Annotated in this window: 21 protein-coding genes; 8 read left to right on the top strand and 13 right to left on the bottom strand. The window is 63.3% G+C overall.

From position 1 onward, the window contains the following. Nucleotides 1-12: 12 nt before the first annotated feature. The 4 genes from JW897_RS15715 to JW897_RS15700 form a co-directional block, all read right to left on the bottom strand. Nucleotides 13-687 carry an OmpA family protein gene (locus JW897_RS15715; protein ID WP_048412576.1) on the bottom strand — a complete coding sequence of 225 codons (675 nt, stop codon included), beginning with the start codon at nt 685-687 and terminating at the stop codon, nt 13-15. A 238-nt stretch (nt 688-925) separates the two neighbouring features. Next, complete coding sequence (locus JW897_RS15710) at nt 926-1,438, bottom strand: DUF934 domain-containing protein (RefSeq protein WP_048412575.1); 513 nt, start codon at nt 1,436-1,438, stop codon at nt 926-928. Beyond that, nucleotides 1,422-3,080, bottom strand: coding sequence for a nitrite/sulfite reductase (locus JW897_RS15705; protein ID WP_048412574.1), 1,659 nt, complete (start codon nt 3,078-3,080; stop codon nt 1,422-1,424). Before JW897_RS15705 ends, JW897_RS15710 begins: the two co-directional genes overlap by 17 nt. Nucleotides 3,081-3,099: 19 nt before the next feature. Continuing rightward, nucleotides 3,100-3,804, bottom strand: a complete 705-nt coding sequence (locus JW897_RS15700; protein ID WP_205466877.1) for a phosphoadenylyl-sulfate reductase — start codon at nt 3,802-3,804, stop codon at nt 3,100-3,102. Between the two features lie 112 nt (nt 3,805-3,916). Here JW897_RS15700 and cysB point away from each other — a divergent pair, with 112 nt between their 5' ends. Then, nucleotides 3,917-4,861, top strand: coding sequence for an HTH-type transcriptional regulator CysB (gene cysB / locus JW897_RS15695; RefSeq protein WP_048412572.1), 945 nt, complete (start codon nt 3,917-3,919; stop codon nt 4,859-4,861). Between the two features lie 67 nt (nt 4,862-4,928). On the opposite strand, the gene fabG is transcribed toward cysB, so the two are convergent. After that, entirely contained in the window at nt 4,929-5,669 is a 741-nt protein-coding gene (fabG, locus tag JW897_RS15690) for a 3-oxoacyl-ACP reductase FabG (protein ID WP_048412571.1), read from the bottom strand. A 256-nt stretch (nt 5,670-5,925) separates the two neighbouring features. Beyond that, the gene (locus JW897_RS15685; RefSeq protein ID WP_048412570.1) at nt 5,926-7,557 is read right to left on the bottom strand and encodes an ABC-F family ATPase; all 1,632 of its coding nucleotides are present in this window, start codon (nt 7,555-7,557) and stop codon (nt 5,926-5,928) included. 175 nt (nt 7,558-7,732) lie between these two features. Here JW897_RS15685 and dapA point away from each other — a divergent pair, with 175 nt between their 5' ends. Both dapA and bamC read left to right on the top strand, forming a co-directional pair. Further along, a complete protein-coding gene (gene dapA / locus JW897_RS15680; protein WP_205466876.1) occupies nt 7,733-8,608 on the top strand; it encodes a 4-hydroxy-tetrahydrodipicolinate synthase in 876 nt (291 codons plus the stop codon). Between the two features lie 31 nt (nt 8,609-8,639). Next, complete coding sequence (bamC, locus tag JW897_RS15675; protein ID WP_048412568.1) at nt 8,640-9,767, top strand: outer membrane protein assembly factor BamC; 1,128 nt, start codon at nt 8,640-8,642, stop codon at nt 9,765-9,767. A 695-nt stretch (nt 9,768-10,462) separates the two neighbouring features. On the opposite strand, the gene JW897_RS15670 is transcribed toward bamC, so the two are convergent. Then, nucleotides 10,463-11,596 (bottom strand): ribosomal protein uL16 3-hydroxylase, encoded by a 1,134-nt coding sequence (locus JW897_RS15670; protein ID WP_205466875.1) that lies wholly within the window; start codon nt 11,594-11,596, stop codon nt 10,463-10,465. Nucleotides 11,597-11,735: 139 nt separating this feature from the next. On the opposite strand from JW897_RS15670, the gene JW897_RS15665 reads away from it, so the two are divergent. Then, nucleotides 11,736-12,215, top strand: coding sequence for an FKBP-type peptidyl-prolyl cis-trans isomerase (locus JW897_RS15665; protein WP_048412566.1), 480 nt, complete (start codon nt 11,736-11,738; stop codon nt 12,213-12,215). Between the two features lie 123 nt (nt 12,216-12,338). Here the strand turns inward: JW897_RS15665 and JW897_RS15660 are convergent, their stop codons facing one another. The 6 genes from JW897_RS15660 to JW897_RS15635 form a co-directional block, all read right to left on the bottom strand. Beyond that, nucleotides 12,339-13,100 carry a phosphatase PAP2 family protein gene (locus tag JW897_RS15660; protein WP_048412565.1) on the bottom strand — a complete coding sequence of 254 codons (762 nt, stop codon included), beginning with the start codon at nt 13,098-13,100 and terminating at the stop codon, nt 12,339-12,341. After that, on the bottom strand, nt 13,100-13,918 hold the full coding sequence (gene prmC / locus JW897_RS15655; RefSeq protein ID WP_048412616.1) for a peptide chain release factor N(5)-glutamine methyltransferase: 819 nt from the start codon (nt 13,916-13,918) through the stop codon (nt 13,100-13,102). Before prmC ends, JW897_RS15660 begins: the two co-directional genes overlap by 1 nt. An 8-nt stretch (nt 13,919-13,926) precedes the next feature. Next, nucleotides 13,927-15,366 (bottom strand): magnesium transporter, encoded by a 1,440-nt coding sequence (gene mgtE / locus JW897_RS15650; RefSeq protein ID WP_048412564.1) that lies wholly within the window; start codon nt 15,364-15,366, stop codon nt 13,927-13,929. A gap of 203 nt (nt 15,367-15,569) precedes the next feature. Next, entirely contained in the window at nt 15,570-16,253 is a 684-nt protein-coding gene (mtgA, locus tag JW897_RS15645) for a monofunctional biosynthetic peptidoglycan transglycosylase (protein WP_205466874.1), read from the bottom strand. A gap of 111 nt (nt 16,254-16,364) precedes the next feature. Continuing rightward, on the bottom strand, nt 16,365-17,186 hold the full coding sequence (aroE, locus tag JW897_RS15640) for a shikimate dehydrogenase (protein ID WP_019102659.1): 822 nt from the start codon (nt 17,184-17,186) through the stop codon (nt 16,365-16,367). 192 nt (nt 17,187-17,378) lie between these two features. After that, complete coding sequence (locus JW897_RS15635; RefSeq protein WP_205466873.1) at nt 17,379-17,831, bottom strand: rhodanese-like domain-containing protein; 453 nt, start codon at nt 17,829-17,831, stop codon at nt 17,379-17,381. A 370-nt stretch (nt 17,832-18,201) separates the two neighbouring features. Between JW897_RS15635 and glnA the strand changes: the two genes are divergently transcribed. From glnA to ntrC, 4 genes are all read left to right on the top strand, one after another. Next, nucleotides 18,202-19,620 (top strand): glutamate--ammonia ligase, encoded by a 1,419-nt coding sequence (glnA, locus tag JW897_RS15630; protein WP_048412562.1) that lies wholly within the window; start codon nt 18,202-18,204, stop codon nt 19,618-19,620. A 110-nt stretch (nt 19,621-19,730) separates the two neighbouring features. Then, nucleotides 19,731-20,213: a DUF4124 domain-containing protein gene (locus tag JW897_RS15625; protein ID WP_048412561.1), complete on the top strand. Its 483-nt coding sequence runs from the start codon at nt 19,731-19,733 to the stop codon at nt 20,211-20,213. 121 nt (nt 20,214-20,334) lie between these two features. Continuing rightward, a complete protein-coding gene (glnL, locus tag JW897_RS15620; protein WP_048412560.1) occupies nt 20,335-21,387 on the top strand; it encodes a nitrogen regulation protein NR(II) in 1,053 nt (350 codons plus the stop codon). Nucleotides 21,388-21,454: 67 nt separating this feature from the next. After that, nucleotides 21,455-22,912 carry a nitrogen regulation protein NR(I) gene (ntrC, locus tag JW897_RS15615; RefSeq protein WP_205466872.1) on the top strand — a complete coding sequence of 486 codons (1,458 nt, stop codon included), beginning with the start codon at nt 21,455-21,457 and terminating at the stop codon, nt 22,910-22,912.

Here is a 22,912-nt window from a genome sequence, read left to right as displayed (position 1 = left end):
GGCTAGTCGAGATTACTTCTTCTCAACCAGGGACTCTTTAACGGCGTCGATGGTCAGTTCTACGCGACGGTCAGACTCGATGCATTCCTTGATAGCCAGGTTCTGCTTGGAACCTTTCTTCTGGTATTTCGGGAATTTGGCCTTGCACTCGGCAGTCATCTTGGCTTCGGCGGCGCCGCGACCTACGGAGGTCACTTTGTCGGCCGGAACGCCGGCGGCTACGAAGTAGCCTTTAACTGCGTCGGCGCGCTCTTGCGACAGACGGTTGTTGTAAGCAGCGGAACCCATGAAGTCGGTGTAGCCAGCAACTTCAACGGACTTCAGGTAGCCTTTGCCAGCGTTGGCTTTCAGCTTTTCAACCAGCGGGTCCAGTTCGTTCTTGGCGTCAGCGCGCAGCTTGGCCTTGTCGAAGTCGAACAGAACTTTGGCGGACAGGGTGACTTTTTCTTTTTCGGAAACCAGCACCGGCTTCGGAGCTTCAGCTACCTTGGTAGCTTCGCGGTCGCCACATTCAACCAGGCCGTCTTTGGCCTTGTCGAAGAAGTTGGTTCTCCAGCACTCGCCGTAGTTGTTGCGAGTCACGGATTCGGTGGACTGGTCAACGGCATAGCCAGGTTTAGCAGCAAAAGCGCTAGCGGAAACCAACAGAGCAGCAACCAGGGCGCTCAGTTTCAGCTGTTTAGTCATGTTATTCCCTCTTTAATCTATAAAATGGGTAGCAATGCGGGCTGACGCAAAGACCACACGAACAATTTTACTGCAAACAACAGGGTGATCTGCAAACTGTGTTTATGCAGTTAACCCGCACTATAGAAACGCTGCAACCCCATGTCAACTTAGGGCGCCACAGATTGCGAGCAATCCGTTGCAAAAAAACATCAAAAAAAGCGTTTTTTTGCGGCCTTTGTCTCGCATAAACCACACATTACGGCGATGTGACGCGCCTACGAAACAGTGGCAGCGGATTCAGCACGGTAGCCTGATAGTTTTCGCTAAAAGTATTGAAACCATCCAGCGAAGATTCCAGCGTCTTGCCGTCCTTGATGGCAAATGCATCAAAACCGACTTGCGCCATGGAGTGCAGTAAGTCTTGCCAGACATCTCCGATCGCCCGCAGTTCCCCACGATAGCCATAGCGCTCACGCAGCAGGCGGGCATGGCTGTAGCCGCGGCCGTCGGTGAAGGCCGGAAAATCGACGGCGATCAGCTCCAGCTCTGGCAAATCGGCCAGTAGCCGCGCCGGCTCGTCGTCCGGCCCCAGCCAGACGCCCACCCGCGCGGCATGGCTGCGCCAGAACGCCCGCCGCTCCAGCCAATCGGACAGCGGCACGATCACATTGCCGCCCGCCGCGGTTTCCGGCAACTGGCCGTTTTCATCCTGGCGCAGCAGATTCCAATCGTCCGGCCGGACTTGTCCCTGTTTAATGATGTTTGGCATATACCCGCTCCTTGAAGGGTTCGATGCCGATGCGGCGCACGGTTTCGATGAAGCGCTCGCCCGGACCGCGTTGTTCCAGGTAGACGCTCATGATGGTGGTGAAGGCCTTGGGCACGTCGGCCTGGGCGAACGAGGGCCCGATCACCTTGCCTATGCTGGTGGCGCTGCCCTGGCTGCCGCCCAGCGTGATCTGGTACCACTCCTCCCCGTTCTTGTCGACGCCGAGGATGCCGATGTTGCCGATGTGGTGATGGCCGCAGGCGTTCATGCAACCGGAGAAGTTGCAGTCGATGTCGCCGAGGTCGTACAGATAGTCCATGTCCTCGAAGGTTTGCTGAATCGCCTCCGCCACCGGGATAGAGCGCGCGTTGGCCAGCGAGCAGAAGTCTCCGCCCGGACAGCAGATGATGTCGGTGAGCAGGCCGATATTGGGGGTGGCGAAGCCGTGCTCGCGCGCCAGCAGCCACAGCGCGTGCAAATCCTTCTCCGGCACGTCCGGCAGCACCAGGTTCTGTTCGTGGGCGACGCGCAGTTCGCCGAAGCCGAAGCGGTCGGCCAAATCCGCCGCCGCGTCCATCTGCTCAGCGCTGATGTCGCCGGGCGGCACGCCGGCGCGCTTCAGCGACAGCACCACCGAGCGATAGCCCGGCCGCTTGTGGGCGCGGGTGTTGCGCTCCGCCCAGCGGGCGAAGCCCTTGTCCTCTTCCAGCAGAGCCCCCAGTTCGGGCGGGTTGGCCGGCAGCGCCAGATACGGCGGGTCGGTGAAGAAGCTGGCGTAATGCGCGACGTCCTCGTCGCGCAAGGTGGCCGGGCCGCCCTTGATGTGCAGCCATTCGTCCTCGACCTTGGCGGCGAAGCCCTCCACCGTCATCGCCTTGACCAGGATCTTGATGCGCGCCTTGTACTTGTTGTCGCGGCGGCCGAAACGGTTGTAGACCCGCAGCACCGCGTCCAGATAGGTCAGCAGATGGGGAGTGGGCAGAAAATCCTTGACCACGTCGCCGACGATGGGGGTGCGGCCCAGGCCGCCGCCCACCATCACGCGGAAGCCCACTTCGCCGGCCTCGTTGCGCACCACGTGCAGGCCGATGTCGTGTACGCGGGTGGCGGCGCGGTCTTCCACGCTACCTGACACCGCGATCTTGAATTTGCGCGGCAGGAAGGTGAATTCGGGGTGCAGCGTGCTCCACTGGCGGATGATTTCGCACCAGGGCCGCGGGTCCAGCAGTTCGTCGCCGGCCACGCCGGCGAAGGCGTCGGTGGTGGTGTTGCGCACGCAGTTGCCTGAGGTCTGGATCGCGTGCATTTCCACCGTGGACAGCTCTTCCAGGATGTCGGGCACCCGCGCCAGTTCCGGCCAGTTGAACTGGATGTTCTGGCGGGTGGTGAAATGGCCGTAGCCCTTGTCGTAGCGGCGGGCGATGTCGGCCAGCTTGCGCAGCTGGCCGCTGCGCAGATGGCCGTAGGGAATGGCGACGCGCAGCATGGGCGCGTGGCGCTGCACGTACAGGCCGTTCATCAGCCGCAACGGGCGGAATTCGTCCTCGCTCAGTTCGCCGGCCAGATAGCGCCGGGTCTGATCGCGGAACTGAACCACGCGCTCGCGCACGATGCGGTGATCGACTTCATCATATTGATACATGGTGCTCTTTCAGACGGCGCTATGCCGGACGTTTCAACGGGCTGGCCTTGACGTGCAGGCCGCATTCCTTGGAATCGGGGTTTTCCCACCACCAGCGTCCGGCGCGGACGTCCTCGCCCACCGAGATCGCCCGGGTACAGGGCGCGCAGCCGATGGAGGGGTAATGGCGGTCGTGCAGGGCGTTGTAGGGCACTTCGTGCGCGCGCAGGTAGTCCCAGACATCGCGCTCGCTCCAGTCCAGCAGCGGGCTGAACTTTTGCAGGCCGTTGTCGGCGTCGTATTCGCTGACCTGCAGATCCTGGCGCGTCGGCGACTGTTCGCGCCGCAGCCCGGTGATCCAGGCCGAGCGGCCGGCCAGCGCGCGCTTGAGCGGCTCCAGCTTGCGCACCTGGCAACAGGACTTGCGCGCGTCCACGCTGTGGTAAAAGCCGTTGATGCCGTGGAGACCGACGTACTGCTCCACCGCGACGGCCTGCGGGAAATACACGGCGACCGGGTGGCTGGGATAGCGCTCTTCCACCCGCTGCATCAGATCGTAGGTTTCCGCCGGCAGGCGGCCGGTGTCCAGGCTGAAGGCCGCGATGCCTAGGCCCAGGCGGGCGATCAGATCGGTCAGCACCATGTCCTCGGCGCCGTAGCTGTTGGCCAGCACGGCGTCCGGATGCTCGGCCGCGATCGTCCTGAGGCAGGCGACGGTGGCGTCCAGTTTTGCTTCCAGGCTCATCAAAGACTCCAGGCAGGAAATTTCACGACAATCCTACCCAAGCCGCTTATAAACCGAAAAGAATATTGTGTTAGTATTTAATTACTACAGGTTTTAAAGAGGATGGCGTCGCATGAAGCTGCAACAACTGCGTTACTTGGTCGAGGTGGCCAAGCAAGGGCTGAACGTCTCGGAGGCCGCGGAAAAGCTGCACACCTCGCAGCCGGGCATTTCCAAGCAGATCCGGCTGCTGGAAGACGAGCTGGGCATCCAGGTTTTCATCCGCAACGGCAAGCGGGTGGTGTCGGTGTCCGAGCCGGGCAAGGAGGTGCTGCGCATTTCCGAACGCATCCTGCGCGAGGCGCAGAATCTGAAACGGGTGGGCGACGAATTCTCCAAGGAGGCGGAAGGCGCGCTGACCATCGCCACCACGCACACCCAGGCGCGCTACGCGCTGCCGCCGGCCATCGCCGAGTTCGTTCGACGTTACCCCAAGGTGAGACTGTCGATCAAGCAGGGCAGCCCCACCCAGATCTGCGAAATGGTGGTGTCGGGCGAAGCCGACCTCGCCATCGCCACCGAAGGCATCGCCTTGTACAAGGAATTGGCGATGCTGCCCTGCTATGAATGGAACCGTTCCATCGTGGTGCCGGAAGGGCACGAGCTGACGACGCTGGAGCGTCCGCTGACGCTGGCGGACATCGCCCGCTATCCCATCGTCACCTACGACTTCGCCTTCGCCGGCCGCTCCAAGATCAACAAGGCCTTCGCCGATCAGGGCCTGGCGCCCAACGTGGTGCTGACCGCGATAGACACCGACGTGATCAAGACCTATGTCGGCCTGGGGCTGGGCATAGGCATCATCGCCAGCATGGCCTACGAGCCGGAACGCGACCTCAATCTGCAGCTGCTGGACGCCGGCCACCTGTTCGAGCCGTCCACCACCAAGATAGGCATCCGCAAGGACGCCTATCTGCGCGGCTTCGCCTACACCTTCATCGAGCTGTTCGCGCCGCATCTGCACCGGCGCGAAGTCGAGGCGGCGCTGCTGGCGCGCGACCCGGACAGCGAGGATTGAGCCCTTTGCGGCCCGGCAAAGCAAAACGCCCCGATATCGGGGCGTTTTCGCGTTCACCGGTGCCGGATCAGAGCGTCAGGCCGCCGGTCACTTCGATGGCCGCGCCGTTGATGTAGCTGGCCTCGTCGGACGCCAGGAAGGCGTAGACGTTGGCGATCTCGGTCGGGTCGGCCATGCGACGCATCGGCACCTTGTCCTCCATCGCCTGAATCACTTTTTCCGGCATCGATTGCAGAATGGGGGTGGCGACGAAGCCCGGACATACCGCGTTGGCGCGAATGCCCTTCTTGCCCAATTCCTTGGCCCAGGTCTTGACGAAGCCGATGACGCCGAATTTGGACGCCGCGTAATTGGTCTGGCCGAAGTTGCCGTAGACGCCCACCACCGAGGACGCGTTCAAAATCACGCCGCCGCCCTGCTCCACCATGGTGTCGATCACTGCGCGGGCACAGTTGTAAACGCCTTTCAGATTGATGTCGATCACCTTGTCGAACTGATCTTCGGTCATCTTCATCAGTTGGGCGTCCATGACGATGCCGGCGTTGTTGACCAACACGTCGATGCGGCCGCGGCGGTTTTTCAGATCGGCGACCATGTCGGCGATCTGGCCCTTATCGGTGACGTCCACCTTGTAGCCTATGGCTTCGCCGCCGGCCTGCTGCAACTCCTCGACCACCGCGTTGACCGCGTCCAGATTGAGGTCGCAAACGGCGACGACTGCGCCTTCTTTGACGAATTTCTCGGCGGTCGCCTTGCCGATGCCGCTGGCGGCGCCGGTGATGATGGAGACTTTACCTTTCAAGCGCATGGATTTTCCTTACTGACTTTGTAGATGACAGGCAATCCGCCCGGAGGCCGGACTCACAACTCCACCATCGACCACCTATGGCCAAACACCTGTTTTTATTGATTATTTTCTGTACAAAAAAGAAAAGCGGGAGTTTGTGCACCGCAGCCATTGCAGCGCACAAGACGCACTGCAATATAGCGCACTCACTCCCGCCGGTAAAGCAACTGCTCTACAGGTCAGTTACCGCGTGTAACCGCCCGGATCAAGCCCCTGCTTATTCCAGGCCCTTGCTGGCCAGATAGTCTTCGTAATTGCCGGTGTAGTAGTCGTAACCGCCCTTGCCGTCCAATTCCAGCACGTGCGTCGCCAGCGAGCTGACGAACTGACGATCGTGGGAAACGAAGACCAGGGTGCCCTTGTACTTTTCCAAGGCCATGTTCAGGGACTCGATCGACTCCATGTCCATATGGTTGGTCGGCTCGTCCATGATCATCACATTGGGCTTTTGCAGGATCAGCTTGCCGTACAGCATGCGGCCCTTCTCGCCGCCGGACAGCACGCGCACCGGCTTGCCCACTTCGTCGCCGCCGAACAGCAGGCGGCCCAGCGTGCCGCGGATCACCTGCTCGTCGTCGCCTTCCTGGCCCCACTCGCGCATCCATTCGGTCAGCGTCATGTCGCTGTCGAAATCAGCCTCGTGGTCTTGGGCGAAATAGCCGACCTGGGCTTTCTCCGCCCATTTGATCGAGCCGCGGTCCGCGCTCAGGCCTTCGGCGAACGGCGCGTTGAAGGCGCCGGCCAGCAGCTTGACCAGCGAGGTCTTGCCCGCGCCGTTGGGGCCGATCACGGCCAGACGGGCGCCGGCCTCCAGGATCAGGCTCAAGTCCTTGAACAGCACTTTGGCGTCGTAGGCCTTGTTGAGGTGGTCCACCTCCACCGCCTGGCGGTGCAGCTTGAACTTGTCGTCCATTTCAAAACGGATGAACGGGTTCTGACGGCTGGACGGCTTCACTTCCACCATTTCGGACTTCAGCTTGTCCACCTGCTTCAGCCGGCTGGTCGCCTGACGCGCCTTGGACTTGTTGGCGGAGAAGCGGGCCACGAACTCCTGCAGTTCCTGGATGCGTTCCTTGGCCTTGCTGTTGGACGACAGCTGGCGTTCGCGCGCCTGGGCCGACGCGATCATGTAGTCGTCGTAATTGCCCGGGTAGATGCGGATGGTGTTGTAGTCCAAGTCCGCCATATGGGTGCACACCGAGTTCAGGAAGTGACGGTCGTGCGAAATGATGATCATGGTGGAGTTGCGCTCGTTGAGCACGTTTTCCAGCCAGCGGATGGTGTTGATGTCCAGGTTGTTGGTCGGTTCGTCCAGCAACAGGATGTCCGGATTGGAGAACAGCGCCTGCGCCAGCAAGACGCGCAGCTTCCAGCCCGGCGCCACTTCGCTCATCGGGCCGCCGTGCTGCTCCACAGGAATGCCGACACCCATCAGCAGTTCGCCGGCGCGCGCCTCGGCGGTGTAGCCGTCGTACTCGGCGAACTTGGCTTCCAGTTCGGCCGCGTGCATGTAATCATCTTCGCTGGCTTCCGGGTTGGCATAGATGGCGTCGCGTTCGCTCATCGCCGCCCACATCTCGGTGTGGCCCATCATCACCACGTCGATGACGCGCTGATCCTCATAGGCGAACTGATCCTGGCGCAGCTTACCCAGGCGCAGGCCGTTCTCGATGGCCACCTCGCCGCTGGTCTGCTCCAGGTCGCCACCCAGAATCTTCATAAAAGTGGATTTGCCGGAACCGTTGGCGCCGATCAGGCCGTAACGGTTGCCTTCGCCAAATTTGACGGAAACCTTTTCAAACAAAGGTTTGACGCCAAACTGCATGGTAATATTGCTTGTGGTAATCACGCTTAGGGATCCTTCAGCCAAATAGCCGTAAGTATCGGAAAAACGTGGGATTCTAGCACAGTGCCGGCGTTTTCCCGAGCCGTCCGTCAAGGAAACGCCGCCTACCTTTTGCCAGCTTCTCGAATTCCGCTACAATCGTAAGCCTTGTTTTCTATTCCCTGAGATAGGCTGAACTATGCTTACCGGCAGCTTGGTCGCCCTGGTCACCCCGATGTCCGCAGACGGCTCGGTCGACTACGAGGCACTGCGACGACTCGTCGATTTCCATATTGAGAATGGCACCGACGGCATTGTCGCGGTTGGCACCACGGGCGAATCCGCCACATTGAACGTGACCGAGCACATCGCCGTGGTCAAGGCGGTTGTCGAATACGCCGCCGGCCGCGTCAAGGTCGTCGCCGGCGCCGGCGGCAACTCCACCGCCGAAGCGATCGAACTGAGCCACCTGTCCCGGGAGGTTGGCGCCGATTACGTGCTGTCGGTCGTGCCTTATTACAACAAGCCCACTCAGGAAGGTCTGTATCAGCATTTCAAAGCGATAGCCGACGCCAGCAAGCTGCCGGTCATTCTTTATAATGTGCCCGGCCGCACCGTCGCCGACATGAGCAACGACACCGTGCTGCGCCTGACCTCGCACCCCAACATCGTCGGCCTGAAAGACGCCACCGGCGACATTGGCCGCGCCTGCGATCTGGTCATGCGCGTTCCGGAAGGCTTCATCCTCTATTCCGGCGACGACGCCACCGGCATGGCCTTCATGCTGTGCGGCGGCCACGGCGTGATCTCGGTCACCGCCAACATCGCCCCCAAATTCATGAGCGAGCTGTGCAAAGCCGCCACCGGCGGCGACGCCAAGCGGGCTCGCGAGATCAACGACAAGCTGCAAGGCCTGCACAAGCAGCTGTTCATCGAACCCAACCCGATTCCGGCCAAGTGGGCGCTGACGCGGATGAACCGGATACCCTCCGGCATCCGCCTGCCGCTGACCCCGCTCTCCACCGACGCGCAAGCCGCCGTGGAAGCGGCGATGAAACAAGCCGACGTCCTTTAACCTTTCCCCTGCCGAAACGATGGGAGACCGCATGAAACGAACCGCGCCCGCCGCGATTCTGCTGGCAACCGGCATTATCGCCGGTTGCAGCTCGCAACAGCCGCTGACCAAGAAGCTGGACTATCAGTCCGACAAGCCCAAAAGCGTCAACACTCTGGAAGTGCCGCCGGATCTGACCGCGCCGCAAGTCCAGAACAAATACACCATCCCCGGCGCCGCCAGCGCCGCGGCCCAAGGCGCCAAGACCGACGCTCCGGCCCAGCAGCCGGCGGCCGGCAGCTCGGTCGCGCTGAACCAGCTTGACAACGTCAAGATGGAGCGCGCCGGCACCCAACGCTGGCTGGTGGTGTCCGGCAAGAGCCCGGAACAACTGTGGCCGGCGCTGAAGGCCTTCTGGCAGGACAACGGCTTCGTGATCAAGAGCGAAGACCCGGCCGTGGGCGTGATGGAAACGGACTGGGCGGAAAACCGCGCCAAGCTGCCCAACGACGGCCTGCGCAAGCTGCTAGAAACCGTCGGCCTCGGCAGCGTCTACTCCACCGGCGAGCGCGACAAGTTCCGCATCCGTCTGGAAAAGACCGCCAACGGCACCGAAGTCTACTTCTCGCACCGCGGCATGGAAGAAGTCTATGCCGACACCACCAAGACCAACACCATCTGGCAGCCGCGCGCCACCGACCCGGGCCTGGAGGCCGAGTTGCTGGGCCGCTTCATGATGAATCTGGGCATGGCGGAGGACAAGGCGCGCGAACAGGTCAAGCAGACGCTGAGCGCGCCGGCCAAGCCGCAGACGCCCATCGTCGACGGCCAGCTGGTGCTCAGCGACGAGTTCGACCGCGCCTGGCGCCGTGTCGGCCTGGCGCTGGACCGCGTCGGCCTGGTGGTCAGCGACCGCGACCGCTCCCAGGGCGTTTACTTCGTCAAACCGGCCAAGAGCGAGACCGACAAGAACGAATCCGGCGGCTTCTGGTCCAGCCTGGCCTTCTGGAAGAGCGACGACGGCAAGTCCGCCAAGCCCACCGAGCAGGAGTACCGCGTGCAGATCAAGGAAACCGCGCCCGGCTCCAGCACGGTGTCCCTCCAGGACAAGCAGGGCAAGCCGCTGTCGGACGCCTTCAGCAAGGCCGCGCTGTCCAAGCTGCAAACCGAGCTGCAATAAGACGCGAAATCCACGCGTCCTTAAAAACAAAGCCCGCTATTGCGGGCTTTGTTTTGCGCCTTAATTGTCAAACCAGCGATCAAAGCCTCCGGCTTTCGACAATCAAGCGAAATGTAACACTTTGTAGCGAACAGACAATTGTGTTGTTTTCATGTTGCAACACCTCTTGTTCCATTTGCTACAGGCACAAAAAAACCGGCCATAGCCGGTTTTTTTGTCGCAGGCCAAGAATTACTTGGCAGCGGAAGCCTCAGCGGCCGGAGCGGAAGCAGCAGCCGGAGCGGAAGCTTCAGCAGCCGGAGCGGATGCCGGAGCGGCAGCCGGAGCGGATGCTTCAACAGCAGGAGCGGAAGCTTCAGCCGGAGCTTCAGCTTTCTTACCGCAAGCGGACAGGGCTACAGCCAGCAGGGCAGCAACGAGGAGCGACTGTTTCATTTTTTCATTACCTTTGAGGATAAGTTGAACAAGACGTCAGTTATCGCACGGTCTTCGAAATAAGCCGGGCGACTGAAAATCCATCAGTGCGCAAATTGTATCACGAAAAAAAAGGCTGTATAGGGGGCAAAATTCCAAAAAAACACCTTTGCCCATAATCCTCTTCCGCAAAGCAGCATAGCCACAAAAACGGGCGTTTACCCCTGTCGTTGAGGCCAGAATTTGTCGATATCACTTGCGCATCCGAACAATTTCTGTGGTTATTTTGCTACATTCGTCGCCAAATGCCAATAGCCTGCCAGGTATCCCTCGTACAAACATTCCTGCATGCCCGGCCCCAAAGCCGCGCCGGCAATGCGTCTGGCATTGGCGAAGGTGCGCCAGGCGGCGAAATCCCCCTCCTCCGCCTCCAATTTCTCGCCGTTGCAATAGAAACTGTCGCCGCAGAACAGGATCTGGCTCTTGCGGTCCAGTTCCAGTCCGCGCAAGCGCGCTTCGCTCTCGAATTCGGCCTCGTCCAGCTCTTCTTCCGGCGCGTCGTAAAATACATGCGCCTTGGGTTCGGTCAGATAATGGCCGAGGAAGTCGCCCACCGCCGCCTTGTCCCAGCGGATCTGCTCCAGCAGCCGGCTGACCTGCTCCACCATCTCGTCGCCGATCCGCGCCGGTTCCCGCTGCAGTTTGAGGTCGGGATCGGCGTACACGCCTTCCGCGCAGATGCGGTCCTGAAGGTGCACCAGGAATTGGGTCGCCAACTCCTGCGCCGGCGGCGCGCGGAAGCCGATCGAGTAAGTCATGCCGGGATCCAGCGCCACGCCGTGGTGCGCGCACTTGGGCGGCAGGTAGAGCATGTCGCCGTGCTCCAGCACGAACTCCTGCTCGCAGCGGAAATCCTTCAGCACCCGGATCGGCGCGTCTTCGATGAAGTCGTCGTCGTGCTGGGTGGAGATCTGCCAGCGCTTGCGTCCGCCCACTTGCAGCAGGAACACGTCGTAGGCGTCGAAATGCGGGCCCACGGTGCCGCCCGGCGGCGCGTAGCTGATCATCAGATCGTCCAGCCGCGCGTAGGGAATGAAGTTGAAGCGCCACAGCAGTTCGTCGATGTGCGGCAGATGTTGATTGACGCCCTGCACCAGCAGGGTCCAGTCCGTTTCCGGCAGCCGGCGGAAGCGCGCCGGGCGGAACGGGCCGCGCTCCAGACTCCAGCGGCCGTCGCGGCATTCGATCAAGCGCGACTCCGCGTCTTCGCGGGTCGCCAGTTGCGACAGCACCGAAAAATCCGCCAGCGGCCCCACCTCGGTCAGGGCGCCGCGGATCAGCAAAGGCTTCTTGTGCCAGTACTCGGCGAGGAACTGTTCGGGCGACATCCCGCCCAGCAAAGTTGTTGTGTTCATGGCAGTTTCACGGGCTGAAACGCCCGGCAATGGTTTACAATATGGGATGCGCGCAATGGCGGCGCACCTGAAAATCGTTTTCGATGGCCGGCTTGCGCCGCCGTCTGCTTTATTTACCTTCCTTCACGGATCCGCACTCATGCAAATCTCCAAAAACACCGTCGTTACCCTCCACTACGAGATGTTCGACGCTGACAACAACCTCCTCGACAAGACCGAAGAGCCGATCAGCTATCTGCACGGTGGCTACGACGGCATCTTCCCGCTGGTGGAAGAAGCTTTGGAAGGCAAGGCCGTTGGCGACGCCATCGACGTCAAGATGACGCCGGACGACGCTTTCGGCGACCCGGAAGAAGAACTGATCCGCTTGGAAGACCTGGACGTGTTCCCGGCTGACGTCGAAGTCGGCATGATGTTCGAAGCCGACGATCCGGAAACCGGCGACGTGCTGCTGTTCCGCGTCACCGACATCGCCGACGGCAAGGCCGTGGTCGACGCCAACCACCCGCTGGCCGGCCAGAGCATCCGCTTCGCCGCCAAGGTAGTGGAAATCCGCGCCGCCAGCGCCGATGAAATCAGCCACGGCCACGCCCACGGCGAGCACGGCCACCACCATTGATCAGGCATCCGGCCCAGCCGGCATCGGCGTCATTGTAATGCTTTTGCCGGCGCGCCGGCCTGATTTCGACAAAGGCGGCCCCATGGGCCGCCTTTGTCATGCCTGCGCGCGAAATCCGTCGCGCTATCCCGAACGCCCTCGCCACCAACGGCGGCAACCGGCGACAAGCACCAGCGCGCACAGCGCCAGCCTCAAGCCGTATTCCTCATGACTGCCGGACTTGTACAGCAGCCACAGCAACTGCAGCGCCAGGGCCGGCAGCATCAGCGACTGCAGCCGCGCGCTTAAATCCGCCGGCCAGCCCCGGGGCCAGGCCCAGCGGCAGGCGCCCCACATCGCCGCCCAACCCAGCAAGGCGCCCACGACCACGTCCAACGGCCAATGCACGCCTATCGCCAGCCGCGACAACATCACCAGCGCCACGGCGGCCGTCAGCAGCGCGCCGCGGCGCAGCATGCCGGAATAGTAAAGAAAGCTCGCCAGCGTGGCGGAAGCCATCGCGTGGCCGGAAGGAAAGGAGCCGTTGCCGGGCAAGTCGTCCAGCAGCCGCACCGATCCCGGCGGCAACACCAGCGGCGGCCGCGGCTCGGCGAAGCCCGCCTTGAGCGCGATGGCCAGAAACACGCCCGTCCCGCAGCCGACCAGCAAGGCCGGCAGCTTGTCCGGCCGCCGCCAGCTCAAGGCCAGCAGCAGGGCCAGCACCGTGGGCCAGTCTCCCAACACGCTCAGCAAGCGCCAGAACGCGCCGGGCGCGATGCGGCCGGCTTCGTGCAAGATCAGGAACAGTTCGCGATTGGAGGCGGGCGACAGCGCCAGCAGAATAGCCAGCGGCGACAACAACAACGCCGGCCACAGCCGGCGCAAACAGGACCACTTAAACCACATCAGTCAGCTTTCATCGTTGCAAGGGTGATTCGATCCAGACCCGCCAGATCGACAATGGTTTCCGCTTGCAGCAAACCCGCTTCGGTGAAAAGCCGGCGCACCGCCTCGCCCTGATCGTAGCCGTGCTCGACGATCAGCCAGCCGCCGGGCGCCAGCCGACGCGGCGCGTCGGCGGCGATGGCGCGCAGACAGGCCAGGCCGTCGGCCTCGTCGGTCAAGGCCATCCGCGGCTCGAAACGCACGTCCCCCTGCCCCAGATGCTCGTCGTCGCGCCGGATATAGGGCGGATTGGACACGATGAGATCAAACACCGCGTCCGCCGGCAGCGCCTGATACCAGCTGCCTTGGTAAAAATCGACGCGCGCGCCCAGGCGCTCGGCGTTGCCGCGCGCGACGGCCAGCGCCTCCGCCGACAGATCGACGGCGCAGACCCGCCACGCCGGCGCCTCCAGCGCCAAGGTCGCGGCGATGGCGCCGCTGCCGGTGCCCAGGTCCACCACGCGGGCGGCGCCGCGGCCGGTCCGCTCCAGCGCAGCCTCGATCAAATGCTCGGTTTCCGGCCTGGGGATCAGCACCTGCGGCCCTACGGAGAAATCGCGACCGTAGAACTCGCGCCGGCCGATCAGGTAAGCCACCGGCTCGCCGGCGGCGCGGCGCGCCCCCAGCGCGCGGAAACACGCTTCCTGTTCCGCGCTCAGTTCCTGCTCCGGATAAGCGGCGATGCGGGCGTGGCTCAGTTCCGGCGCCGCCTGCTGCAACAGCATGCGGGCCTCCAGACGGGGCAAGGGGTATAGGCGCAGCGCCTCGGCTATCGTCAACATGGTCGTCACAACAGGAACAGGGTGGCGAGCCCCAGGAAAATGAAAAAGCCGCCGGAATCGGTGCAGGCGGTGATCAGCACGCTGGAGCCCAGCGCCGGATCGCGGCCGGAGCGCTGCATCAGGCAGGGGATCAACACCCCCATGGTGGCGGCCAGCATCAGATTGAGCAGCATCGCGCCCAGCATCACCAGGCCCAGCGAGAAGCTGCCGTACAACAACCAGGCGACGCTGCCTATCACCCCGCCCCACAACACGCCGTTGATCATGCTGACCCGCAGTTCCTTGCGCCACAAGCGCCAGGCCTGGCTCAGCTGCATCTGCCCCATGGCCAGCGCGCGCACGATCATGGTGATGGTCTGGTTGCCGGAGTTGCCGCCGATGCCGGCGACGATGGGCATCAGCGCGGCCAGGGCCACCAATTGGGAAATGGAGTGCTCGAACACGCCGATCACGCGCGAGGCGACGAAGGCGGTGCACAGATTGATCGCCAGCCAGGCCCAGCGGTTCTTCACCGAATCGATGACCGGCGCGAACAGGTCTTCTTCCTCTTTCAAACCGGCCAGGTTCAGCACTTCGCTGTCGGACTCCTCGCGGATCACGTCCACCATCTCGTCCACGGTCAGCCGGCCGATCAGCTTGCCGGCCTCGTCCACCACCGGCGCGGTGATCAAGTCGTAGCGCTCGAAGGCCAGCGCCGCGTCGGCGGCGTCCTCGTCGGGGCTGAAGCTGACCAGTTCGGTGGCCATCACTTCGGCCACCAGCGCGTCGGGATCGGACACCAGCAATTTGCGGATGGACAGCACGCCCTTGAGCAGGCCCAGGTCGTCGATGACGAAGATTTTATCGGTGTGCGCCGGCAACTCGTCGAAACGGCGCAGATAGCGCAGCACCACTTCGCAGCTGACGTCGGCGCGAATCTTGACCAGGTCGAAGTCCATCAGCGCGCCGACCTTGTCCTCGTCGTAGGACAAGGCCGACTGCAGTTGGGCGCGTTCCTCTTCGTCCAGGCCGCCCATCACTTCGTACACCACCTGGCGCGGCATGTCCGGCGCCAGTTCGGCCAGTTCGTCCGCATCCAGTTGCTCGGCGGCGTTGACGAGCTCGCCGTGCTCCATCACTTCGATCAGCGATTCCCTGACCGCGTCGGACACTTCCAGCAGGATGGCGCCGTCGCGAGCGCCGTCCACCTGGTCCCAGACCAGCAGGCGGTCTTCCAGCGGCAAGGCTTCCAGGATATGGGCGACGTCGGCCGGGTGCAGCTGTTCCAGCTTCAGGCGCAGCGCTTCCAGATTGTAATGCGGGGCCAGCGGGTCCGTCGGCGGCTCGGAGACCTCCGGACGGGATACAAGATCTTCCAACTGCCGCTGGCGCTCGATCAGGCGCTGCACCAGGGCCAGGCTTTCTTGCAGACGATCGGCGGATTGTTGCTTGAAGGCAACCGTCATGCACGTCTCCTTCCGCCCAGATGGCGCGCGCGGCGCGGGCGGTCTGAGGCGGGCTTATTCTCTAACGGTAAATCGGGATTGGATTACGGGGTAACTGGGTAAGTCCATTGCGTAGCCGCCATGCCTCGCGCATGGCGCGCTCTAAAAAGAAAGTCGCGATTGTAACATGCCGCCTGCGCCGCTCCAATCCGCCCTCCGGACGCTCACGGCAGTTCCACATAGCTCATGCGTCGCTGGATGATGCGGGTCTTGCGCGCCAGGCCCGGCGCGGCGCGATGGGTGTCGTAATAGCGCGGATTGGGCACCATCGCCGCCAGCTTGGCCGCCTGCGCCGAGGACAGCCGCGCGGCGCTGCTGCGGTAGTAATGGCGCGACGCCGCCTCCGCGCCGAACACGCCGTTGCCCCACTCGATCACGTTCAGGTAAATCTCGAAGATGCGCCGCTTGTCCAGCACCGCCTCCAGCATCACCGTGATCAAGGCTTCCTCCAGCTTGCGCCACGGCGTCTTGCTGCTGGACAGGAACAAATTCTTGGCCAGCTGCTGGCTGATGGTGGAGCCGCCGGCGACGATCTTGCCCTTCTTCAGGTTTTTTTCGAAAGCGACTTCGATGCCGTCCCAGTCGAAACCCTCGTGATCGACGAACTTGGCGTCCTCGGACGCGATCAGCGCGCGCTTGAGATTGGGAGAAATCTGCTCGTAACTCACCCATTTGTGGCGCAACTCCGCCTCGGGATCCTCCTGCTGCAACTTGGCCAGCTGTTCGTTCATGAAGGAGCTGGCCGACGGATTGTGGCTGCGCCAATAGACGATATGGCCGAAGATCCACAGGTTATACAGCAGAAAGGCGGCCATCAGGGCCGCCAGCACTTTCAGGAAGAGACGCATTATCTGACTCGCGAAGCGAGCCCCCGCAAGGCGGGGGATTGGGATTCAAACCGCGGGAGGAAACCGGCGGCGCCGCGCTTCCGGCGCCGGCCCGGCCGGCTCCGGGAAGCGTCAGGCCAGCACTTCGCGCAGCATATTGGTCACTTTGCGGGTGGCCGGCTCCACGCCGCGCCAGATGGAGAAGGATTCGGCCGCCTGCTCCACCAGCATGCCCAGGCCGTCGGCCAGCATGCCGGCGTTTTCCGCCTGAGCGCGCTGCAGGAAGGGGGTCAAGCCCTTGCTGTACACCATGTCGTAAGCCAGGGTGCGCGCGGTGAACAGGCCGTAGGGAATCGGCGGCAGTTCATTGCTGAGGCTGGTCGAGGTGGCGTTGATCACGATGTCGAAGCTGCGGCCCTTCAATTGCTCGTAGCCGATGGCCTCCACCTTGCCCCAGGGCGCGAAGTGGTGGGCCAGCGCCTCGGCCTTGATCAGCGTGCGGTTGGCGATGGTCAGGGAGGCCGGCTTTTGCGCCAGGATGGGCTCCAGCACGCCGCGCACCGCGCCGCCGGCGCCCAGGATCAGCACCTTGGCGCCGGCGATCGGGTAATCCAGATTGTCGACGATGTCGCGCACCAGGCCCACGCCGTCGGTGTTGTCGCCGTAGATCTTGCCGTCGCGGAAGCACAGGGTGTTGACCGCCTCCGCCGCGCGGGCGCGCTCGGTCAGCTCGTTGGCGAAACGGTAAGCGTCGCCCTTGAACGGCAGCGTGATGTTGAGGCCCTTGCCGCCGGCGGCGACGAACTCGGCCACCACGTCGTTGAAGCGCCCCAGTTCGGCGAACAACTTGTCGTAGGCGATATCCTGGCCGGTGGCCGCCGCGAATTCGTTATGGATGAACGGCGACTGGCTGTGCGAAACAGGATTGCCGATAACGGCGTAACGGTCGGTCATGAGTCAGCTTTCCAAGATTGGGTATGTTTTCGGTATCGGATAGAGAGCGGCTAACAAAACCCCCGGCGCCGCTTCGCGCCTGGCTTTGTTGGCGGCTCTCGCCATGCCCGCGCCGACGGCGCGGCGGCGCTATGACACTTTGCCGTGGAATACGCCAAACATCAACCACGACGTCGCCGCGCCGGCCTCGGCTCAGCCTTGTTGCCAGGGCAGGCCGCGCGCCTTCCAGCCGCCCACGCTGTTGCGGTGGCCGGCGGCGTCCTTGTCGCCCTCGAAGCCCTCCAGCACGTTGTAAGCCTCGCTGTAGCCGGCGGCGGCGGCCATGCGCGCCACTTCGTCGGAACGCACGCCGGAGCGGCACATCAGCATCAGCACGCCCTCCTTGGGCAGCATGTCCTGCAATTGCTCGATGAAATGCGGGTTGGGCTGCATGCCGGGGAAGCTGCGCCACTCCAGCCGCTGCGCGTAGGGCACCACGCCGACGAACTGCCATTCCGCCGCGCTGCGCACGTCCAGCAGCACCGCCTCCGGCATCGCCTGTTTCAGCTGGTGCGCCTCCTGCGGCGTCAAGGCGCCGCGATAGGGCAAGCCTTGCTCTTCGGCCCGGCGCCGCGCCTGCTGCAATAGCTGTGTCACTTGATCCATGCAAGCTCTCCCCGCGGCCTCGCCGCCTTGCGGAGCCGCCGACGCTCCTTCGCCTCCGCCTTGGGCTGACTCGCCACGGTCCGCGTCAGCTCGTCTTGCCTCAGGCTCTCCGCGAGGTGCTGTCAGCCGCCCCGTTACCTTATATACGGATTATCCATATCGACGATGATGGCCGCAACGCCATTAACGCCCCATATTGGTGCATAAATTCAGTCCAGGCACCAGCCTGGTTCATTCAACTTCGCTAGCGCCCGATTTTGGGCTATGACACAATGGAATCTCAGCGATTTTAAAGCTGGCACGCTTAATGCTTAAGTGCTAGCCATCCACTCATTCGCACATGATGCATGTAGCCTTTCAGGAGAAAACCATGGCGGTTGCAGACGTAGTCAAGCTGATTACCGAAAATGATGTCAAGTTCATCGACCTGCGCTTTACCGACACCCGCGGCAAAGAACAACACGTGTCGATTCCGGCCCACGTCCTGCTGGACGATCCGGACGCATGGTTCGAACACGGCCACGCTTTCGACGGCTCCTCGATCGCAGGCTGGAAAGGCATCCAGGCATCCGACATGCTGCTGATGGCCGACCCGGCCACCGCCCGCATCGACCCGTTCTACGACGAACCCACCGTCTTCCTGCATTGCGACGTGATCGACCCGGCCGACGGCAAGGGCTACGACCGCGACCCGCGTTCCATCGCCAAGCGCGCCGAAGCCTATCTGAAGGCCTCCGGCCTCGGCGACACCGCCTACTTCGGCCCGGAGCCGGAATTCTTCATCTTCGACGGCGTGACCTGGGGCACCGACATGTCCGGCTGCTTCGTCAAGATCAAGGCCGAAGAAGCCGCCTGGGCGTCCGCCGAGGAGTTCGAAGGCGGCAATATGGGCCACCGCCCGGGCATTAAAGGCGGCTACTTCCCGGTGCCGCCGGTGGACTCCTCCCAGGACATCCGCTCCGCCATGGTGCTGCTGCTGGAAGAACTGGGCATCCCGGTGGAAGTGCACCACCACGAAGTGGCCACCGCCGGCCAGAACGAGATCGGCACCAAGTTCAGCACCCTGACCCAGCGCGCTGACTGGACCCAGATCCTGAAATACGTGGTGCACAACGTGGCGCACAGCTACGGCAAGACCGCCACCTTCATGCCCAAGCCCATCGTCGGCGATAACGGCTCCGGCATGCACGTGCACCAGTCCATCTGGAAGGACGGCAAGAACCTGTTCGCCGGCGACGGCTACGCCGGCCTGTCCGAAACCGCGCTCTACTACATCGGCGGCATCATCAAGCACGCCAAGGCGCTGAACGCGATCACCAACCCGGGCACCAACTCCTACAAACGCCTGGTGCCGCACTACGAAGCGCCGGTGAAGCTGGCTTACTCCGCCAAGAACCGTTCCGCGTCCATCCGCATTCCGCACGTGGCCAGCCCCAAGGGCCGCCGCATCGAAGCGCGTTTCCCGGACCCGCTGGCCAACCCCTACCTGTGCTTCTCCGCTCTGCTGATGGCCGGCCTGGACGGCATCCAGAACAAGATCCACCCGGGCGACGCCGCGGACAAGAACCTGTACGATCTGCCGCCGGAAGAAGACAAGCTGATCCCGACCGTCTGCGCCAGCCTGGACGAGGCGCTGGCCGCGCTGGACAAGGACCGCGAGTTCCTGACCCGCGGCGGCGTGTTCTCCAATGACTGGATCGACGCCTACATCGAGCTGAAGATGCAGGAAGTCAACCTGACCCGCATGACCACCCATCCGGTGGAATTCGCGATGTATTACTCGCTGTAAACCGGCGCGCGGAAAAACGGCAGCCCGAGGGCTGCCGTTTTCATATATGACTTGTCCGGCGGATTTGCATATCATTGCAGAGCTGAAACCCGGAACTCGACACGCCGCCCATGAAAACTCTATCGCTTTGTCTGATGCTGTTGCTGAGCGCCTACGCTCAAGCCACCGTTTACAAGTACGTGGACAAAGACGGCAACGTCACTTTCACCAATGTGCCGATTCGCGGCGCGCAAGCGATCCGGCTCAATCCGCTGTCTTCCTATCCCAGCCAGCACAAGAAAAACAACGCCGTCGGCAACAGCAGCGGCGGCAACGGCGACGCCAAGCCCGCCGGCAGCTACCCCAGCGTCGACCCCGGCACCCAGAAGCAGCGCGACAACGGCCGCCGCAAGATTCTGGAGCAGGAACTGGCCAATGAGCAGAAAGCGCTGACCGAAGCGGAAAAGGCGCTGACCGACGGCAAGGCCACCCGCAACGGCGACGAAACCCGCAACTACCAGAAATACCTGAACCGGGTGCAGAAGCTGCAGGACGAAGTCACCGATCGCCAGAAAAACGTGGAAGCCTTGCGCCGCGAGCTGGGACAGAACTAGTTTGACGCACCATCGTGGTGCATACTGACGATGAATGGGCCATTCCCGGGCACGCGGGCATGGCCCGAATTTTGCTCAGCCTGCGCAAGCCCCCGCTCCAGCCTACAGGACACACCGCACCATGCCGCCGACCAGCTTTGCCGGACTAGAACTGCTGGACACCCCCGTGCTGATCGTCGACGCCGACGGCGCGCTGCATTTCGTCAATCCCGCCTGCGAAAACCTGCTGGCGCTGGGCAGCCGCGAATTGCTGCGTCACAGCCTGTTCGACCTGTTCCAGCCCTGCCCGGCGCTGCGCCAGGCGCTGTCCACCGCCTTGCGCCACAACGCCAGCTTCATCGAGCACGATCTGGAGCTGGTTCCGCAGCACAGCGAGCAGCCGCTGCACATCGCGCTGTCGGTCGCGCCGGTGGACGCGGACGGCGGCCTGGCGCTGATCGAACTGCGGCCGCTGGATCAGCAGCTGAAAATCGCCAACGAAGAACGGCTGCTGCTGCAGCACCAGGCCAACCGCGAACTGATCCGCAATCTGGCGCATGAGATCAAGAACCCGCTGGGCGGCATTCGCGGCGCGGCGCAATTGCTGGAGCACGAGCTGCTGGACCGCCCGGAACTGAAGGAATACACCGCGGTGATCAAGGAAGAGGCGCTGCGGCTGCAATCGCTGGTCGACCGGCTGCTGGCGCCGCACCGCAGCCATGTGCGCGGCGAGATCAATATCCACGAAGTGCTGGAGCGCGTGCGCAGCATCGCGCTGGCCGAATACCCGCAGGGCCTGCTGATCCGCCGCGACTACGACACCAGCCTGCCGCAGCTGGTGGCCGACAAGGAGCAGTTGATCCAGGTGGCGCTCAACATCGTCAAGAACGCGATCCAGGCGATGAAGGGTCGCGGCGAACTGGTTCTGCGCACCCGGGTGGCGCGCCAGGTGACGCTGGCGCGCAAACGCCACACCCTGGCATTGAAATTGCAGATCATCGACGACGGCCCCGGCATCCCCGACGAGATCAAGGACCATGTCTTCTACCCGCTGGTCACCGGCCGCGCCGAAGGCACCGGCCTGGGCCTGACCCTGGCCCAGGCCTTCGTCCACCAGCACGGCGGCAACATCGAATTCGACTCCCGGCCGGGACAGACCTGCTTCACCGTGACGCTGCCTTTCGCCACTGACTGAGCCGCCCGCCCACAAACACATTGCCGCCGCCCGCTTCGCCGGCGGCGCCGAGCACAAGGATTTCGCGATGAACCAAGCGGTATGGATTATTGACGACGATAAGGCGATACGCTGGGTGCTGGAGAAAGCGCTGGGGCGCGCCGGCATCGGCTTCGACAGCTTCGCCAGCGCCGACGACGCGCTGAACGCGCTGTACGACCGCGCGCCCCAAGTCATCGTTTCGGACATCCGCATGCCGGGCACCGACGGGCTGAAATTCCTGTCCAAGGTCAAAGCCGAGCACCCGGCGCTGCCGGTCATCATCATGACCGCGCACTCCGATCTGGATTCCGCGGTGGCGGCCTTTCAGGGCGGCGCCTTCGAATACCTGCCCAAACCCTTCGACGTCGATCAGGCGGTGCTGCTGATCGAGCGCGCGCTGGCGGAGAGCCGCCCGGACATCGCGGTCAGCGATCATCCCGAAGCGATGCCGGTACTGCTGGGCCAGGCGCCGGCGATGCAAGACGTGTTCCGCGCCATCGGACGGCTGTCCCAGTCCAACGTCACCGTGCTGATCACCGGCGAATCCGGCACCGGCAAGGAAAGGGTGGCCGAAGCGCTGCACCGCCACTCGGTGCGCGCCGGCAAGCCCTTCATCGCGCTCAATACCGCCGCCATCCCCAAGGACCTGCTGGAGTCGGAACTGTTCGGCCATGAGAAAGGCGCGTTCACCGGCGCGCAAGCCACCCGCCGCGGCCGCTTCGAAGAGGCCGAGGGCGGCACGCTGTTCCTGGACGAGATCGGCGACATGCCCACCGAGCTGCAAACCCGGCTGCTGCGCGTGCTGTCCGACGGCCACTTCTACCGCGTCGGCGGCCACACCCCGATCAAGGCCAACGTTCGCGTCATCGCCGCCACCCATCAGAACCTGGAACAACGGGTGCGCGACGGCCTGTTCCGCGAAGACCTCTACCACCGCCTGAACGTGATCCGCCTGCGGCTGCCGCCCTTGCGCGAACGGCGCGAAGACATTCCGCTGCTGGCCCGCCACTTCCTGGCCAAGAGCGCCACCCAGCTGGGCGTGGAGCCCAAACGGCTCAGCGACGCCGCCATGGACGTGGTCAAGCACAGCCTGTTCTCCGGCAATGTGCGCGAACTGGAAAACCTGTGCCAGTGGATCAGCGTGATGGCGCCCGGCCAGACCGTGGAAGTGGCCGACCTGCCGCAGGAGCTGCGCGACCCCGCCGCCGGCGGACGCCACGCCGGCGGCGCCGACGCGGGGCAACTGGACTGGCCGCAATTGCTGGCGGAGGAAGTCAGCCGCCGCCTGCGCGCCGGCGAGGCCGGCATCATCGACGAGCTGACCCGGCGCTTCGAGGCCAGCTGCATCCGCAGCGGCCTGGCCCACACCGGCGGCCGCAAGGTGGAAGCCGCCCACCTGCTGGGCTGGGGCCGCAACACCCTGACCCGCAAGATCCAGGAGCTGGGTTTGGAGGCCCATGCCGACGAAAGCCATGACAAGGCCGATCTCGGGCTCATAAAATGA

This window comes from Chromobacterium alkanivorans (assembly GCF_016937655.1).
GTDB classification, from domain to species: Bacteria; Pseudomonadota; Gammaproteobacteria; order Burkholderiales; family Chromobacteriaceae; genus Chromobacterium; species Chromobacterium alkanivorans.
The sequence above is the reverse complement of the archived record's forward strand: the minus strand, read 5'-3'. Positions and strand labels throughout refer to the sequence as shown.